This is a genomic window from Frankia sp. Cppng1_Ct_nod (genome assembly GCF_920656135.1).
Lineage (GTDB): Bacteria > Actinomycetota > Actinomycetes > Frankiales > Frankiaceae > Protofrankia > Protofrankia meridionalis.
Genome location: NZ_CAKKTK010000004.1, coordinates 73,959 through 90,354 on the forward strand (window position 1 = coordinate 73,959; position 16,396 = coordinate 90,354).

The 16,396-nt window shown below is 69.6% G+C and carries 15 protein-coding genes; 10 read left to right on the top strand and 5 right to left on the bottom strand.

What is annotated here, in order from left to right:
- Positions 1-187 precede the first annotated feature (187 nt).
- The 4 genes from NBW77_RS02535 to NBW77_RS02550 all read right to left on the bottom strand — a co-directional run bounded on the left by NBW77_RS02535 (position 188) and on the right by NBW77_RS02550 (position 4,984).
- Complete coding sequence (locus NBW77_RS02535; protein WP_131748715.1) at positions 188-1,126, bottom strand: ABC transporter permease; 939 nt, start codon at positions 1,124-1,126, stop codon at positions 188-190.
- Entirely contained in the window at positions 1,126-2,343 is a 1,218-nt protein-coding gene (locus tag NBW77_RS02540) for an ATP-binding cassette domain-containing protein (RefSeq protein WP_131748713.1), read from the bottom strand. The genes NBW77_RS02535 and NBW77_RS02540 overlap by 1 nt, the downstream gene beginning before the upstream one ends.
- Before the next feature lie 233 nt (positions 2,344-2,576).
- Positions 2,577-3,386, bottom strand: a complete 810-nt coding sequence (locus tag NBW77_RS02545) for a PadR family transcriptional regulator (protein WP_131748711.1) — start codon at positions 3,384-3,386, stop codon at positions 2,577-2,579.
- Between the two features lie 437 nt (positions 3,387-3,823).
- Entirely contained in the window at positions 3,824-4,984 is a 1,161-nt protein-coding gene (locus NBW77_RS02550; RefSeq protein WP_131748709.1) for a hypothetical protein, read from the bottom strand.
- A 233-nt stretch (positions 4,985-5,217) separates the two neighbouring features.
- Here NBW77_RS02550 and hemL point away from each other — a divergent pair, with 233 nt between their 5' ends.
- The 6 genes from hemL (at position 5,218) to ccsB (ending at position 11,994) form a co-directional block, all read left to right on the top strand.
- Positions 5,218-6,576 carry a glutamate-1-semialdehyde 2,1-aminomutase gene (gene hemL, locus NBW77_RS02555; RefSeq protein ID WP_131748707.1) on the top strand — a complete coding sequence of 453 codons (1,359 nt, stop codon included), beginning with the start codon at positions 5,218-5,220 and terminating at the stop codon, positions 6,574-6,576.
- Positions 6,573-7,235: a histidine phosphatase family protein gene (locus NBW77_RS02560; protein WP_131748705.1), complete on the top strand. Its 663-nt coding sequence runs from the start codon at positions 6,573-6,575 to the stop codon at positions 7,233-7,235. The genes hemL and NBW77_RS02560 overlap by 4 nt, the downstream gene beginning before the upstream one ends.
- A 173-nt stretch (positions 7,236-7,408) precedes the next feature.
- Positions 7,409-8,059 carry a TlpA family protein disulfide reductase gene (locus NBW77_RS02565; protein WP_502799421.1) on the top strand — a complete coding sequence of 217 codons (651 nt, stop codon included), beginning with the start codon at positions 7,409-7,411 and terminating at the stop codon, positions 8,057-8,059.
- 31 nt (positions 8,060-8,090) lie between these two features.
- Positions 8,091-8,978, top strand: coding sequence for a cytochrome c biogenesis CcdA family protein (locus tag NBW77_RS02570; RefSeq protein ID WP_250279229.1), 888 nt, complete (start codon positions 8,091-8,093; stop codon positions 8,976-8,978).
- Positions 8,975-10,804: a cytochrome c biogenesis protein ResB gene (resB, locus tag NBW77_RS02575; protein ID WP_502799422.1), complete on the top strand. Its 1,830-nt coding sequence runs from the start codon at positions 8,975-8,977 to the stop codon at positions 10,802-10,804. Before NBW77_RS02570 ends, resB begins: the two co-directional genes overlap by 4 nt.
- The gene (gene ccsB, locus NBW77_RS02580) at positions 10,804-11,994 is read left to right on the top strand and encodes a c-type cytochrome biogenesis protein CcsB (protein ID WP_131748703.1); all 1,191 of its coding nucleotides are present in this window, start codon (positions 10,804-10,806) and stop codon (positions 11,992-11,994) included. Before resB ends, ccsB begins: the two co-directional genes overlap by 1 nt.
- Positions 11,995-12,037: 43 nt before the next feature.
- Here the strand turns inward: ccsB and NBW77_RS02585 are convergent, their stop codons facing one another.
- Positions 12,038-12,454, bottom strand: coding sequence for a PLD nuclease N-terminal domain-containing protein (locus NBW77_RS02585; protein WP_165486294.1), 417 nt, complete (start codon positions 12,452-12,454; stop codon positions 12,038-12,040).
- Between the two features lie 271 nt (positions 12,455-12,725).
- On the opposite strand from NBW77_RS02585, the gene NBW77_RS02590 reads away from it, so the two are divergent.
- The 4 genes from NBW77_RS02590 (at position 12,726) to NBW77_RS02605 (ending at position 16,392) form a co-directional block, all read left to right on the top strand.
- Positions 12,726-14,177, top strand: coding sequence for a menaquinone biosynthesis decarboxylase (locus NBW77_RS02590; protein ID WP_131748699.1), 1,452 nt, complete (start codon positions 12,726-12,728; stop codon positions 14,175-14,177).
- Positions 14,178-14,225: 48 nt separating this feature from the next.
- Complete coding sequence (gene mqnP / locus NBW77_RS02595; RefSeq protein ID WP_284346874.1) at positions 14,226-15,149, top strand: menaquinone biosynthesis prenyltransferase MqnP; 924 nt, start codon at positions 14,226-14,228, stop codon at positions 15,147-15,149.
- 81 nt (positions 15,150-15,230) lie between these two features.
- Positions 15,231-15,920: a UbiX family flavin prenyltransferase gene (locus NBW77_RS02600; protein ID WP_242606084.1), complete on the top strand. Its 690-nt coding sequence runs from the start codon at positions 15,231-15,233 to the stop codon at positions 15,918-15,920.
- 91 nt (positions 15,921-16,011) lie between these two features.
- A complete protein-coding gene (locus tag NBW77_RS02605; protein ID WP_250279230.1) occupies positions 16,012-16,392 on the top strand; it encodes a hypothetical protein in 381 nt (126 codons plus the stop codon).
- The last annotated feature ends 4 nt before the right edge of the window (positions 16,393-16,396 follow it).

Sequence of the window (16,396 nt, forward strand, 5' to 3'; positions counted from 1 at the left end):
GGCCGTGCCCGTGTCGCGCCCGGAGCTGTAGGTGGAAACCGTCACTATGGCGACGGTTCCTACCTACGGATGTCGGTGAACCTGTCACTGATCGACCGGGAAGGATCCGGAGCGGGACGCCCCCGCCGTCGGTGCCGCGGGTGTACCAGGGCCGCGCCTCGGTACACCCGCAGGACTTCCTTCGGGTCTACAGGGAACGGCGGTAGGAGTCGAAGGCGCGGGTCGCGAGCGTTGCGGCGACCACCGCGAGTGCGGCCAGCAGAACCAGGTGAACGCTGACCGATCCCCAGTCCGGGTCGACCGATCCGGATTCGCGGGCGGCGCTCACAGCCCAGTCCACCGGGTTGACGTGTGCGATCACCTGCATCCACCCGGGCATCAGGTCGCGCGCCATGATCGCTGATGACAGGAACGTCAGCGGCAGGATGCAGAAGTTCACCGCCGCGATCAGGACGTCCTCCTTGCGGACGATCAGCGCGAGCGCGTTGGACAGGGCCGCCACCGAGACGGCGACGAGCGCCGCGGCGATGAGCAGGACGACGGGCCCGACCAACCCGTTGCGGTAGTGGGTCCCGACCGCCCAACCGAGCAGCAGGATGATGGTCGACTGGATGGTGGTGACCACCACCTGGTAGACCAGCGCGCTGCTGGTCAGCGCCGCGCGGCGGACCGGGGACGCGAGCATCCGGTCCATCACGCCGCGGTCGATGTCGACGATGACCCGCATGCCGGCCCATCCGGCCGAGAACAGGGCGCTCATCACCACCACGCCGGGGGTGAGGAAGTCGAAATAGGATCCGCCGCCGAAACCGGGAACCTCCACGACGTGGCGAAACAGCGAACCGAACAGCGGCAGCCACACCACCGCCTGCACGATCGTGATCGCCAGGTATGCGGGCTGGCGTAGCAGGGCACGCAGGTGTCGTACGGTCAACCACCGCAACTGGCTGCCTGCGGAGGCTGCGTACTGCGACTGCGTCGGCGCCGGTCGGGGCACCGGGATGGCCACCGAGCGGCCCTGGCGGGCGGTGGTTCCCGCGGTGTCGACCGTACCTTGTGTGGCGTCGGGCCGTGTGGCGTCGACCTGTGTGGCGTCGGGCCGTGTGGCGTCCGCGAGGCCTGGCATCACGCCACCTCCTTCGACGTGCCCAGATGCTGGTCGGATGATTCCGCCCCGGCCACGAACCTGCGTCCGACATGGCGCAGGTAGACGTCGTCCAGCGACGGTCTGGCGATCGTCGCGGTGACAACCGCGACGTTCACCCGTTCGAAGGCGGCGAACACGGCAGGCAGGGACGAGGCACCGTGCGTCACCCGGGTGTGGACCTCCCGGCCGTCCACGGTGGTTGCGGTGACGCCGGCCACCTGGCCGAGGGCAACGGTCAGCTCGGCGACGACGGCGGCGTCCGGAACGGTCGCGAGCTCCAGGTGGACGGCATCGCCCCGTAGATCACTCTTGAGCTCGTCGGGGCTGCCTTCGACGAGGATGCGCCCGCCATCGATGATCGCGACCTGGGAGGCGAGCCGGTCCGCCTCCTCCAGGTAGTGGGTGGTGAGCAGGATCGTCAGCCCGTCCGTGGCGAGTGAACCGATCTCGTCCCACATCTGCGCGCGGGCCTGCGGGTCCAGGCCGGTGGTGGGTTCGTCGAGGAACAGCACGCTGGGCCGGTGCACCAGGCCGACGGCCACGTCGAGCTTGCGCAGCATGCCGCCGGAGTAGGTGCGGGCGAGCCGGTCGGCGGCCTTGACCAGCTCGAAACGGTCGAGTAGTTCGGTGACCCGGTCGTTCAGTTCAGCGCGGGAGAGTCCGTGCAGGTGGGCTGCGAGCGCTATGTTCTCCCGGCCGGTCGCTTCCAGATCAACACCGGATCGCTGCGTCACGACACCGATGGCACGCCGGACCTGGCTGGGATGAGTGAGGACGTCGACTCCCGCCACCGTGGCGGAGCCGGAGTCGGGACGCGACAGCGTGGTGAGGATCTTCACTGTGGTGGACTTGCCGGCGCCGTTCGGCCCGAGCAGGCCGAACACTGTTCCGGGTGCCACGCCGAAGCTCAGGCCGTCGAGTGCTCGGATGCCGCCGCGGTAGGTCTTGACCAGGTCGCGGGCCTGGATCGCGAGCTGGCCACCGGGCCGCGCGGATGTCGTCGTGGCGGTGCCGGGTTCAGCCGCCGGTCCGGCCGTGGGTGCAGGCTCGGCCGTGGGTGCAGGCTCGGCCGTGGTTGCGCCGGTGTCGGCTGCCGTGGTCGACGTGGGCGCGACCGGGTTCTGCGGGTCGGACAGCTGTGCGGTGGAGCTGGCGGGCGGCTGTCCGGCATGCGCCGGAGCCGGATGGGTGGTCATAGGTCCCCCTGTCGGACAAATGATCAATTGTGGATGATCGAGCGTTTGGGGACGACCGGGGATGAACTCGGCGGCCTCACCGGGGACGATGTACGGGATTCGTCCTATGGTGAGAAGCGCTGATGACAAGCACGCTCCGGATGCCGGTCCGCTCCGCGATCGGGTAATCGTCCATCACGGTCCGTGGGTGGGCGTGCCAGCGCTCGCTCACGGACCATGGCTGCGCCAGCGTTTTACTGCTGCATGATCGCTCCCTGGTCCGTTTCGTCCGAACCGGACTCCGCGCCGCCCGTCTTCTTCGTGCTGTCCGTGCTGCTCGTGTTCTCCCGGTTGGTCAGCGCGGCGATCGCCCGTTCGGTCGTCTCCAGGACGGAGCGGGCCGCGAATCCCTGGTGGCCGCCGGCTTCGAGAGCGCGGACCACGACTTCGCGAATCCGGCCGGGTTCGGTCTCGCGGGTGTGGATCGCGTTCCAGATGTGGATGCCGTCGAGCGTCCCGTTGGAGATCTCTTTGATGAGCTCGTCGACGTAGCGCAGTTCGGCCTCGGCGAGCGCGCTCACGTACTCGGCTTCCAGCGTGAACAGCCGGGGGAGACCCTCGCGGACGGCGAGTGCCTCGCCCGCGTGGGTGTGCTCGATCTGGAGCATGAGCCGGTTGCGGCGTTCGGTGAGCAGCCGGATGGTGTCATCGGGGGTGAGCACCGCCAGCATCGACAGCGCCGCCTCGAAGCGCAGGTACTCCTTGGTGGGTGTGCTGACCAGCTCGGACATCCAGTCGTAGAGCTCGGTCCGACCGGACGACGTGATCTCGTAGACGGTCCGTTCGGGACGTCGACCTTCGCGGACGGTCTCGCGGGCGGAGATGTACCCGCTGCGGGCCAGTGCGTCCACCACTGTGTAGAGCGAGCCGTGACTCAACTTGATGCTGTCTTCCTTGTGTCGCTCACGCAACGTGGTCGACATTTCGTACGGGTGCATGGGTCGTTCGTTGAGCAGCGCAAGCACGGCGAGTGCCAGCATGTTCGACATTCGTCGACGGCCCATGCTCCCGGCGCCCCCTGACCTGCTCGTTCCCGCATTCGCCGTTCCCGCACTCGCCGTTCTCCGTTCACGATTACTCGTAGGCGAGTATCCGGGGCGCGGAGTCTGGCTGTCAATCGGGTTCGACGCTGTGTCCACCGCGTGTTCGCTGGACGAGCCCGCGGACCCTCGCGAAGCTCACAGATGCTCCCGCGGCAGCCGGTCGACGGGCTATGTCGAGCGCCGTGCGGCCTGCTGCGTCATGCTCGGAGGTGCGTCGTGACACCTCCGGCGCGGGTGGGCCCGGCGGCACACCCGCGCCGGATTCCGACCATCGTGCGGGCTGTGGACCGCGCCACGGACTGCCGCCGGTGGGCGGCCGGGTTATCCCCCACCCATCGGCGGCGCCGGGGCCCGCCTGACAGATCTTCGATCGTGCGGATCGACCCTCGGTAGCCGCGTCAGGCGTCTTCGGGGACTCGCCGCTCATGACCCGCCGGTAGCGCCACGGCGAGCCCCATGACGCTGGCACCGAGTCCCCACAGCACGGCCGGCCCGACCGCGGCGCCGAAGGACGTCCGTCCCGGCGCGGTGTAGCTGAGCGGCCCGACCTCGGGCCGTGCCACCGCGGCGCAGGCCAGCAGCAGGCCGACCGCCAACCCGCCGGTGAACACCACACAGCCGCGCAGTGCCGCTGCCATGGTCCTTGCGCGGACAGCCATGCCGATCACCACCGAGACCAGGAGCAGGCCGAGCGACACCGGGAGCAGCCAGTACCAGCCGCCGAGATCGAGGAGGTCCGTGAGCGAGTACGTGGCGGTGCCGGCACCGGAACTGACGGTCAGCGGAACCCCCATCGACAGCACGGTGGCGTTGACCGCAAGGTTCGGCAGGAACAGTGCGAGCACCGCGAAGGCGGCGATCTTCGGGCTGGTCCCGGCATGGTCGAGTCGGGAGACTTCCACAGCCGTCCAGACCGAGCTGATCGCGATCGTGCCGGCGATTACGACACCCAGGGCGATGGCAGGTCCGCGGGCCGCCGAAACGATCCGTCGGGTCCAGGCTTTCGTCCGCGTGGCCGTCACAAGGACGACCGAGCTCACGATGGTGGTTGTCGTCCACGCCAGGGCCCGCACCACGGTGGGCCCGACCTCCGCGCGCAACCGCCCGTCGGCGCGGGTCTCATACCGGGTGAAGACCGCGATCACTCCGACGGCGGCGACGAACAGCACGATGACCCGGGCCGCGTCGATCAGTACCACCGAGGTGGCCGCGGTCGCGTCCCGCCGCCACCGCCGGGTCAGGACGACCATCATCAGCCCGAAGCCGGCGAGGGTCGGCAGCATCGGCATGAAACCGATCTGCTGCTGGGAGCTGTACAGCTCCGCCGCCGCGGAAGTGGCCCGCAGCTTTCCCCCGACCGCCAGGACCAGGTATGCGAACGCGAACCCCACCGGGTCCGCGCCGACGTCGGCGCCGGGCGCGTCCACCAGGCCGGCGCCGGGTCCGTCGGCGCTGCCCATGCCGGTCCCGCTACCGGTGGTCGCCATGACGACGCTCCCGGCGGCCAGCAGGATGGCGAGCATGGCGGCCAGCGGTACGAACGCGCCGAGCAAAGCCACCCGCCAGTTTCCGACGAGGATGGCGGTCGCCGTGTCCGATCTCTGTATACGCGGCAAACAGTACCTACCGTCAGACGGGATGCGCGGCCCGCGACGGGTGATGGTGCGCGTGGCGTGAACGTATGCATCCGGATGCACCTGTCCTGGGATCGTACCGATCAATCGGGTTCGTGACCGGCCGCCGCGCTACCAGGAGCGCCATGGTCCCGCGTCGACCTGCGAGGATCGGTGGCATGTCAGTCGGGTCCGAGGCTCCGGCCTCCGAGGAGCTGTTCCGCCGCGCGCGGCGGGTCATACCCGGTGGGGTCAACTCGCCGGTCCGGGCGTTTCGGGCGGTCGGCGGTACACCGCGTTTCATGGTGTCCGGGGATGGCGCGTACCTCACCGACGCGGATGGTCGCAGGTACGTCGACCTGGTCTGCTCCTGGGGTCCGATGATCCTGGGCCATGCCCATCCGGCGGTTGTCGAGGCCCTGCGGGCGGCGACGGCGCGGGGCACGAGCTACGGCACGCCGAGTCCGGGTGAGGTCGAACTGGCCGAGGAGATCGTGTCCAGGGTGGCTCCGGTCGAACAGGTGCGGCTGGTCAGCTCAGGAACCGAGGCCACCATGAGCGCGTTGCGGCTTGCACGAGGGTTCACCCGGCGCTCAAAGATCATAAAATTTGCGGGCTGCTACCACGGCCATGTCGACGCTCTACTCGTCGCCGCCGGTTCGGGTGTCGCCACCCTCGGTCTGCCGGACACTCCCGGGGTGACCCCGGCGACCGCCGCGGACACCATCGTCCTGCCGTACAACGATCTGGCCCTGGTCGAGGCGGCGTTCGCGCAGCACCCCGAGGGGATCGCCGCAGTCATCACCGAGGCCGCCGCGGCGAACATGGGAGTGGTCCCACCGCTGCCGGGTTTCAACGCCGGGTTGCGGCGGCTCTGCGACGCACACGGCACGCTGCTCATCCTGGACGAGGTGATGACCGGCTTCCGGGTCGGACCGGCCGGCTGGTGGGGGCTGGAAGGTGCCGTCGAGGGATGGGCCCCGGACCTGTTCACCTTCGGCAAGGTGATGGGCGGTGGGCTGCCGGCGGCGGCCTTCGGCGGCCGGGCCGATGTGATGGCCCACCTTGCGCCTGTCGGCCCCGTCTACCAGGCTGGGACGCTGTCGGGTAACCCGCTGGCGGTCGCCGCGGGTCTCGCCACGCTGCGGGCCCTGGTCCCGGACGTGTACGCGAGGGTGGACGCGCGCGCCGGCGATGTCGCCGGCATCGTCTCGACGGCGTTGACCGAGGAGGGTGTGCCACACCTGCCCGGCAGCGCCGGCTCGCTGTTTAGCGTCTTCTTCACCGATGCCGGGTCCGTTGTCGACTACGCGGGAGCACAGACCCAGTCGAGCGCCCGGTATGCGGCGTTCTTCCACGCCATGCTGGACGCAGGGGTGTACCTGCCGCCGTCCGGCTACGAGGCGTGGTTCGTCTCGGCGGCGCACGATGACGAGGCCGTCGAGCGAATCGCGGGCGCCGCGTCGGCGGCGGCACGAGCCGCGGCGGCGGTACCCGAACCCGTGGCGGCCACGAGTGCCGGCGGGAGACGCTCATGACAGCCGAAGGGCACGACGTACAGGCCGGGCTCACCACCGTCCATCTTGTCCGCCACGGCGAGGTCTTCAACCCGCAGAGGGTCCTGTACGGCCGGTTGCCGGGGTTTCGGCTGTCCACGGCAGGGGTTCGCCAGGCGCAGGTAACAGCAGAGTTCCTGGCGCGGCATGACATCGCCGCGGTGGTGGCGAGCCCGCTGGAGCGGGCCCGCCAGACCGCGGCGCCGATCGCCACGTCGTGCGGTGTCACGGTCGAGGTCGACCCACGCCTCATCGAGAGCCGCAGTTTCTTCGAGGGCAAACGGTTCGAGGCCGGGCCGGGGCTGCTGCGCGACCCGCGTATGTGGAAGGTTCTGAGTAATCCGTTCGAGCCGTCCTGGGGCGAGCCCTACACCGAGATCGCCGAGCGCATGCTTGCCGCCGTGGCCGAGTGGCGCGTCGCCTTCCCGGGTCGGGAGGTGGTACTCGTCAGCCACCAGCTGCCGGTGTGGACAACCCGGCGTGCGCTGGAGGGCCACCGGCTCTGGCACCGCCCGGACCGTCGCCAGTGCGCGCTCGCAAGCGTCACCTCGGCGGTCTACTCGGGGGACCAGCTGGTCCGGGTCGACTACACGGAGCCGAATGGTCCGAGCGTCGACCGGGCCGGCTCGGTCGGCGCCTGACGGTCGGGGTCCTGACGGCCGGGGTCACGCAGGTATGGGCCGCTGGGCATGCGCGGCGTCCGCAACCTACTCTGGGGATCGAGTTCTACAGTTGGTCGTAGGTGCGATGTCGGTTGGGCGGGCGAGGCACGTACCGGGTTCCATCCGGTTCGCCGATCGCCAGGGGAGTGAATGTGGACGAGCGGCAGAGCGTGCCGTCAGCATCCGGGGTGCCCACCGCTGCGGTCGGGCAGGTGACGGGGCGCGGTCCGCGGACCCGGGCATCGCTCGTATTCGCCGCCGCGCTGTCTGCCCTGACCCTGCTCGCGACCGCGTGCTCCGGTGGGACGGACAGCGTCGACCAGGCCGCCGGTGGCGGCTTCGGTTTCGTCCAGCAGGCATCCAATTCGGACTTCGTCCCGTTGGCGAACCGGACACCGGCGCCGGACCTCACCGGTCCGACAGTGGCCGGCCCCGATCTGGATCTCGCGGACTTCCGGGGGAAGATTCTCGTCGTGAACTTCTGGGCGTCGTGGTGCGCACCCTGTCGTGCGGAAACGCCCGGTCTGGTCAAGCTGGCCGCGGACAGTCCGGGGGTGGCCTTCGTCGGCGTGAACGAGAAGGACAACCTCTCCGCCGCGAAGGCATTCATCCAGGACAACAACGTCACCTATCCGAGCATCGTCGACCGGATCGGCACCCTTGCCGCGCGCTGGCCGGTGCCGCCAGGACTTCCATCCACCTTTGTGCTGGACAGCAAGGGTCGACTCGCGGCCCGGTTCACCGGCGGGGTCCTGCCGGGCGACCTGACGCCCGTGCTCACCCGCTTGCGGGCGGAAACATGAGCGGCTCCGTCCGGGTGCGGGAGGCCTCCCGGTGAGCGTCACGTCGTTCGTCACCGACGGGCCGCTGCTGCTCGCGGCCCCGGTGGCGGCGGCTGCCGGACTGCTGTCCTTCCTGTCCCCGTGCGTGCTGCCACTAGTACCCGGATACCTCTCGTTCGTCACCGGTTTGTCCGGCGAGGACCTCGCTGCCCGCCCGGCGGATCCTGCCGCGGCGCCCGTCACGGCGCCCGTCACGGCGACGGCCGGAGTTACCGCCGCGCCGGGAGTTACCACCGCGTTGATCATAAGCTCCGGGCCCCACTCCACACCCCGGCCCCGATCCGGGCGGCGCCTGGGCCGGGTCACGATCGGCACCGCCCTGTTCGTGGCCGGCTTCACCGCCGTCTTCGTCAGCTACGGCGCCGCGTTCGGCGGGTTGGGCCGATGGTTGACCCTGCACCAGGTCGGTGTCAGCCAGCTTCTCGGAGCGGTGACGATCGTCATGGGGCTGACGTTCGCCGGGGTGTTCGTACGGGTTCCGCTGGCCAACCGGGAATGGCGCATCCACCGGCTGCCCGCGCCCGGCCTGCTCGGCGCGCCGGTCCTCGGCGTCCTGTTCGGAATCGGTTGGACGCCGTGCCTCGGCCCGACGCTGACGGCGGTGCTGGGGCTGGCCGTGCAGAGCGCGACCGCCGGCCGGGGCGCCTTCCTCTCCGCCGTCTACTGTCTGGGACTGGGGATTCCGTTCCTGGTCGTGGGCCTGGCGTTCCGGCAGGCGGCCGGTGCGCTGGCTGCGGTGCGCCGGCACGCGAGGATGCTCACCATGCTCGGGGGCCTGCTCCTCGTCGCGGTCGGCCTTCTCCAGGTCACCGGTGCCTGGACCGATCTGATCGCCTCTCTCCGGCCCTATGCACCGGGATTCGCGGAGACGCCGCTGTGAACGGACCAGCAGCGCCGACGACCGTGCCCGACGAGGTGCGCGGGCAGACGCCGGCACCGTCGTTCGGACCGCCGCGGCGGGCCGGAGTAGGTGGTACCGGCGGACCCGGCCTGCCGCGCAAGGCCGCTGCCTCCGTTCGGCGGGTCTGGCACCAGCTGACCAGCATGCGCACGGCGCTGCTGCTGCTGTTCCTGCTGGCACTCGCGGCCGTTCCCGGTTCGCTGCTGCCGCAGCGGTCGTTGAACCCGTTGAAGGTGAACGAGTACTTCACCGACCATCCCTCACTCGCGCCGGTTCTCGACCGGCTGTCCGGGTTCGACGTCTTCGGCGCTCCCTGGTTCGCCGCGATCTACCTGCTGCTGTTCATCTCCCTGATCGGGTGTCTGTCATCCCGGGTCCGCTGGCATGCCAAGGCGCTGGTGGGACGACCGCCGCGGGCCCCGGCCCGGCCGAGCCGGCTGGCCGGGGGACAGTCGTGGGACAGCGCGCTCACCCCGCCGGAGGCGATCGAGGCCGCCCGTGCCGTCCTGCGGCGCAGACGGTTCCGGGTCGCTGTCGCAGCCGAGGGCACCACCCGGCCCGACGGCAGTCCCGACTTCTCCATGGCGGCGGAAAAGGGGTACCTGCGCGAGACCGGAAACCTGATTTTCCATGTCGCGTTGGTCTTCATGCTTGTCGGTGTCGGGCTGGGTTCGTGGTTCGGCTACCAGGGCACGGTGCTGGTCATCGCGGGGGACGGGTTTGCGAACACGCTGGTCTCCTATGACCAGTTCAGCCGGGGCAGGCTCGTCGACCCCGCCGGCGACCTGCATCCGTTCTCCCTGACCATGGAGCAGTTCACCGCCTCCTACCAGCCCAACGGCGAGCCTGCGGATTTCCGCGCGAAGGTTGCGTATGCCTCCGAGCTGGACGGGCCCATCCGTACGGCCGAGATAAGGGTCAACCACCCACTGGTGATCGGCAGCGCGAAGGTGTACCTGATCGGTCATGGGTATGCCCCCCACTTCGTCCTGAAGAACAGTGACGGCGGGGTCGTCTGGGAGGGCTATCAGCCATGCACCCCGCGTAACGCCATGTTCGCCTCGACCTGCACGTTGAAGATCGGGGATACCGGTCTTCCCGCGACCGGGCCTACGCGCGAGCCCCAACAACTGGCTTTCAACGGTGTGTTCACCCCGACCACCCGACTCGACCCGGCCGAGGGCTATGTCTCGACCCATCCGGCGGCGAACGCGCCCGGCCTCACGCTCACCGGCTACGTCGGCAACCTGCACATCAACGAGGGTGTCCCGCAGAACGTCTACTCGCTCGACACCCGCGACATGCACCAGCTGCGCCTGGACGGCCCGATCGGCAAGGACCGGACGGCGCAGGTGCTCGCGCTGAACAATCCCGGCCAGCGGACGGTCACCGGTCTGCCCGGTGGGATGTCCCTGGAGGCCGACGGTGTCCGTGAGTTCGCGACGTTCCAGACGAAGTCGGATCCCTTCAAGGGTTGGGTACTCGCCGCGGCGGTTGCGATCATCGCGGGTCTGCTGGTGAGTATGCGGGTACGCCGGCGCCGGGTCTGGATACGGGCGCGCCCCGAGGTCGGCCCGGATCCGGGCACCGTCGTCGATGCGGTGACCACGGTCGAGGTCGGCGGTCTGTCCCGCTCCGACATGGACGGCTTCGCCACCGAGCTGCAAGCGATCGCTGACGAGGTACGGACGGCCACGGCGGACGCCGGACGTACCCGTCCGCAAGGCTCCGATCCGGCCCCACCGAGCCTTCGGGCACTGCGGCCGACCGCTCGGCCGGCGGACTCCACCGAACAGGAGCTGTGATGCCTGTCAACTCCGGTTTTGCCTCGCTGTCCGACCATCTGCTCGGCGTGACCATGGTGGTCTACGCGCTGGCGATGCTCGGTTACGCGGCCGAGTTCGCGTTCAGCCGCTTCGGGCGGACGAGTGGTGAACTGCTGGCGGTCCAGCATCGGACGGTGGCGTCCCCGGCGGTGGGCGTCCTGGTCGCCGCACCCGACCGGGTACCGGTGACGGTCGGCGCGGATGCGACCGAGGCTGACGCGTCCGGTGGTGGCATGGTCGGGTCCGGCCCGACGGCTGATCCCGCCGCCGTGGCGCTGGCCGCGTCGAGGGCTCGCTCGGCGGAACGCGTCGCCGAACAGGCGGCGCTCGCCGCCCTGATGGCGGGGGACGGTGCGGACCCGCCGACCCCGACCCGGGCGCTGTGGGTCGGCCGGATCGCGGTCGTGCTGACCGTCCTGGGCTGGGCCGCGCACGTGGGTTCGGTGACGGCCCGTGGCCTTGCCGCCGGCCGCGTGCCGTGGGGCAACATGTACGAGTTCTCCTCCATGATCACCCTGGTCGCGGTGTCGGTCTATCTGGTGATGCTGACCCGGGCGCGGGTCCGCTGGCTGGGTGTCTTCGTGATGCTGCCGGTCGTCTTGTACCTGGGATTCGCGGGCACCGTTCTGTACGTCGCGGTCGGCCCGCTCGTCCCGGCGCTCAACTCCTACTGGCTCAAGATCCATGTTGTGGCGGCGATCGCCGCCAGCGGCGTGTTCCTGGTTTCGGCGGTCACGACCGTCCTGTACCTGTTGAAGGACCGCTGGGAGAACCGGCTTGCGGCGGTCGCCGCAGGTCGGGCGGACGCGTCCGCGGCGATGCGCACGCGCGGCGGAATCATGATGCGGCTGCCCACGGCCGCATCCCTGGACCGTCTCACCTATCGGGTGATCGGTTTCGCGTTCCCGGTCTGGACGTTCGCGGTCATCGCAGGGGCGATCTGGGCGGAGGCGGCCTGGGGCCGTTACTGGGGCTGGGATCCGAAGGAGACCTGGTCGTTCATCACCTGGGTGATCTACGCCGCCTACCTGCACGCCCGGGCGACCGCGGGTTGGAAGGGCAGGAAGGCGGCGATGATCTCCCTGTTGGGTTTCAGTGCGCTCTTTGTCGACTACTACCTGGTCAACCTGGTGATCTCGGGCCTGCACTCCTACGCCGGGGTCAAGTGAGAGCAGCCCGAGGGCGGGACCGCGCCACGACGACCGGCGGAGGTCAGCTCCGGGGTGGACCGTCGCCGTCCCCCCGGCGGATTCGTTCGGACAGCTCACGCAGGAACTCGGGGTCGTCGTCGGGGGCAATCGGCCGGGGTGCGGGAGCCCTGCGGATCCGGGGATGTACCCGCCCGGTCGGCATCTCGTCCCGGTCGCCCCAGCCGAGCCCACGGCTGCGGGCCCGCGGACGTCGGCCGCCCCATACCGGGTGATCGCTGTTCTCGGTGGGGTCGACATCGGCACGCGGATGGCCCAGTAGGAACCATGCCATGGCACCGACAACATAGAACAGAACGATGATCCCTATCCAGGCGATCTTGGGGAGTGTGCGCACCGCGACGGCCGGGGCCACGATCGCGTCAATGATGGCGCAAACCCAGAAGCTGATGAGTACCAACGTCAGTACGAACCCCAACACCGCACCGCTGCCCCCTTCCGTTCTCGTTCCGTCCGGCGCGATCCGGTATCCAGAGCGCCTGGCGATCGCGTCGCCTTGTCGTCCGACCGTACCGCCAATCACCGCCCATCGGCAGCGGTCCATCCGTTGTGGAAAAGTTGCATAACCATCCAATGTCACCGAGTAGCGACCGTTGCTTGATACCGGACGGCGCAGCGGCCACACTCGCGGCGGCGGCGGGCACCGGGGTGGGCAGTGACGGGCGCCCGGAGGCGCTGCAAGGATGGACGTCATGGCCTGGGCGGATCTACGCGAGTTCCTCGCTCATCTCGAGCGTCACGGCGACCTGCGGCACGTTCGCGTCCCGGTCGACCCGCTCCTGGAAGTCACCGAGATCGTCACGAGGGTCGTCCGTGACCATGGGCCGGCGTTGCTGTTCGATCAGCCGACCGGTGCTGACATGCCGCTGGCCATCAACGTCTTCGGCACCGAGAAACGGATGGCCGCCGCGCTGGGCGCCGGCAGCCTGGACGAGATCGGCGACCGGATCGCGGCTCTGCTCAGGCCCGAGATCCCCACCGGCTTCGGCGGGTTGCGGGAGGCGCTCGGCAAGGTCGCCTCGCTCCGGGCGATGCCACCGCGCAAGGTGCGCACCGCCCCATGCCAGGACGTCGTCCTCAAAGGTCCAGACGTCGACCTGTTCCGGTTGCCCGGGGTGCATGCCTGGCCGGACGACGGCGGTGCGTTCCTCAATCTGGGACTCACCCATACGAAGCATCCCGAGACCGGGCAGCGCAACCTGGGTCTGTACCGGTTGCAGCGTCATGACGGCCGGACGGTCGGCATGCACTGGCAGATCCACAAGGATTCCAACGCCCATCACGCCGTGGCGGAACGCCGTGGTGAGCGGCTGCCGGTGGCGATCGCGTTCGGCTGTGACCCGGCGGTGACGTACGCGGCGTCCGCGCCACTGCCGGCGGAGATCGACGAGTACCTGTTCGCCGGGTTCCTGCGCGGTGAGCGGGTGGAGATGGTCGACTGCCTGACCGTTCCCCTGCAGGTTCCGGCGAACGCCCAGGTCGTGCTGGAAGGCTGGCTGGAGCCGGGCGAGCGCCGCCCGGAAGGTCCGTTCGGTGACCACACGGGTTTCTACACTCCGGTCGAGGCGTTCCCCGCGCTGCGGGTCGACGTGATGACCATGCAACGTGACCCGGTGTTCCAGACGATCGTCGTGGGGCGTCCGCCGCAGGAGGACGGACCGCTCGGTAAGGCCACCGAGCGGATCTTCCTTCCGTTGGTCCGGATGATGATCCCGGAGATCGTCGACTACGACCTTCCGGTGGAGGGCGTCTTCCACAACTGCGTGATCGTCTCGATCGAGAAGCGTTATCCCAAGCACGCGCAGAAGGTCATGAACGCGGTCTGGGGCGCCGGGCTGCTGTCGTTGTCCAAGCTCGTTGTCGTCGTCGATGCCGACTGTGACGTCCACGACTACTCAGAGGTGGCATGGCGTGCATTCGGTAACGTCGACTACGCCCGCGACCTGGTGACCACGATCGGCCCGGTCGACCACCTCGACCATGCCTCATACGAGCAGTTCTTCGGCGGGAAGGTCGGCGTGGACGCGACCCGCAAGCTCCCGACCGAGGGATATCGTCGCGAGGGCGGTTGGCCCGCCGAAGCCGTGATGGATCAGGCGACCAGGGACCAGGTCGCTCGGCGTTGGAAAGAATACGGGCTGTAACCGGATCCAGGGCAGGTGTTTCGTGTCCGTCGCGGGAGTTGATCGCTGGTGAGTGACGTGGCATTCGCCCCGGGAATGCCAGGGCCGGCCCCCGTACCCGACGGTCCGGTTCGCGCCTTCCTGCGGGTGGTGGTGATCGAGCACTCGGTGTTCGCACTGCCGTTCGCCTACGTGGCCGCGCTTGCCGCGTCGTTCAACGCGTCCCGAACCGTGCACTGGCTGGACATCACGCTGGTGACCGTGGCGATGGTCGCCGCCCGGACCTTCGCGATGGCCGCTAACCGGATCATCGACAGGAAGATCGACGCACGCAACCCCCGCACGGCCGGACGCGAACTCGTCACCGGCGCCGTGTCCGTCCGCACGGCCGTTCTCGGCGCGACGATCGCACTGGCGATCTTCTGCGTCTCGGCCGCGGCGCTGTCCTGGCTGTGTCTGGCGCTCTCGCCGCTCGCGGTCATCCCACTGGTCGTCTACTCCTACGCCAAACGGTTCACCAACTTCCCGCACGCGGTGCTCGCCCTGGCCCAGGCGGTCGCGCCGGTCGGCGCCTGGATTGCCATCACCGGCCGCTGGTCGTGGGCGGGGGTCGTGCTCGGGCTGGCGGTCGGCACCTGGATCGGTGGTTTCGACCTGATCTACGCCTGCCAGGACGCCGAGGTCGACCGCAGGATCGGTGTGGGTTCGGTACCGGCCCGTTTCGGTGTCCGGGCGGCGCTGAACGCATCCATCATCACGCATGTCGCCACGTTCGTCCTCTTCGTCACCTTCGGGCTGATGGAGAACTTCGGCGCCTGGTGGTGGGCGGGTCTCGCGGTGACCGCCGCGGCGTTCTGCTACGAACACGCGATCGTCTCCCCGAACGACCTGTCGCGGGTGAACCGGGCGTTCCTCACCGCCAACGGGTTCGTCGGCATCGCGCTGTTCGCGTTCGCGGTCATGGACCTGGTCTCCCGCGGCCTGACCTGGTGACCGGTCGGACCAGGTGACCGGTCGGACCAGGCGCGCGAGGTCCGGTCAAGGAAGATCCGAATATAGAAGGTCGGAGTACAGGTGGAGGCGGGTCGGCCGGACGCGGGTGGAGCCGGATCCCGGCTGCCATGGGTGGTGGGGGTCAGCGGCGCGAGCGGGACCCCGTACGCCGCGGCGCTGCTGCGTGGTCTGCTGGACGCCGGACTGCCTGTTGATCTCGTGGTCTCCCGGGCTGCCCGGCTCACATTGCTGGACGAGACCGGGGTGGCCTGGCGGGACAGCGCCTGGCCGGTGGCGCTGGCCGGCTGGCTCGGCGGTGACCGATCGGTGGTCGAGTCGGCGGTGGCGGCCGACCAGGTCCGTCACTGGTCGGCCGGGGATCTCGCGGCCGGTCCGAGCAGCGGGTCCTACCGGACGCGAGGGATGATCGTCGTTCCGGCGAGCACGGCGGCGGTGGCCGGCATCGCGCTCGGACTGTCCAAGGACCTGCTGCAACGCGCCGCCGACGTCACCCTGAAGGAACGCCGCCCGCTCATCGTCGTCCCGCGGGAGATGCCGTTCACCCGCTCGACCCTGCTGCACATGCTGTCTCTGCACGAGGCGGGCGCGGTCGTCGCGGCGGCGAGCCCCGGCTTCTACGCCGGGGCGACCGACGCGCAGGCGCTGGTGGACTTCGTCGCAGGCAAGGTCCTGGACGCCGCCGGGGTGTCGAACAACCTGCTGCGCCGTTGGACGGGCGAGCTCGGCGCCGCCCGACGTTCATCCGGATGATCACTCGGACCCGCGACCATCGGGAGCCCTGCGGGTCGTACCGTGAATGCGCGGCATCCCTCCTGATGCCGGGGTGGGGATCGGGGCGGGCATGGCGCGTGGCAACGGCAAGGGCAACGGCAACGGGAACGCGGGACCGAAACGAGCACGATCGACCCGGACGCCGGTCAGGTCGGCCGGTGGTGCGCCGCCGCGGCCGAAACCGCCGGCCGGGCGGACCCGGCCCGAACCTGCCCCGGTGGATCTGCGGGTGCAGCTGCCGTACTTCGCGGTACGGATCGCGGTGCTGCTCGTGGCCCTGGCCGTCCTTCTCATCCTGGACGTGAACCCGATCCTTGCGGTGCTGTCCGGTCTCGTGATCGCGGGTGTGCTGACCTACCCCCTGGGCCGGATGCAGCGCCGGGCCGCTGACCGGGCCGCCGACCGGGCCGCTGACAGGTCGCCGGAGCGTCCGTCCGGTCGGCCGGAATAGCCCA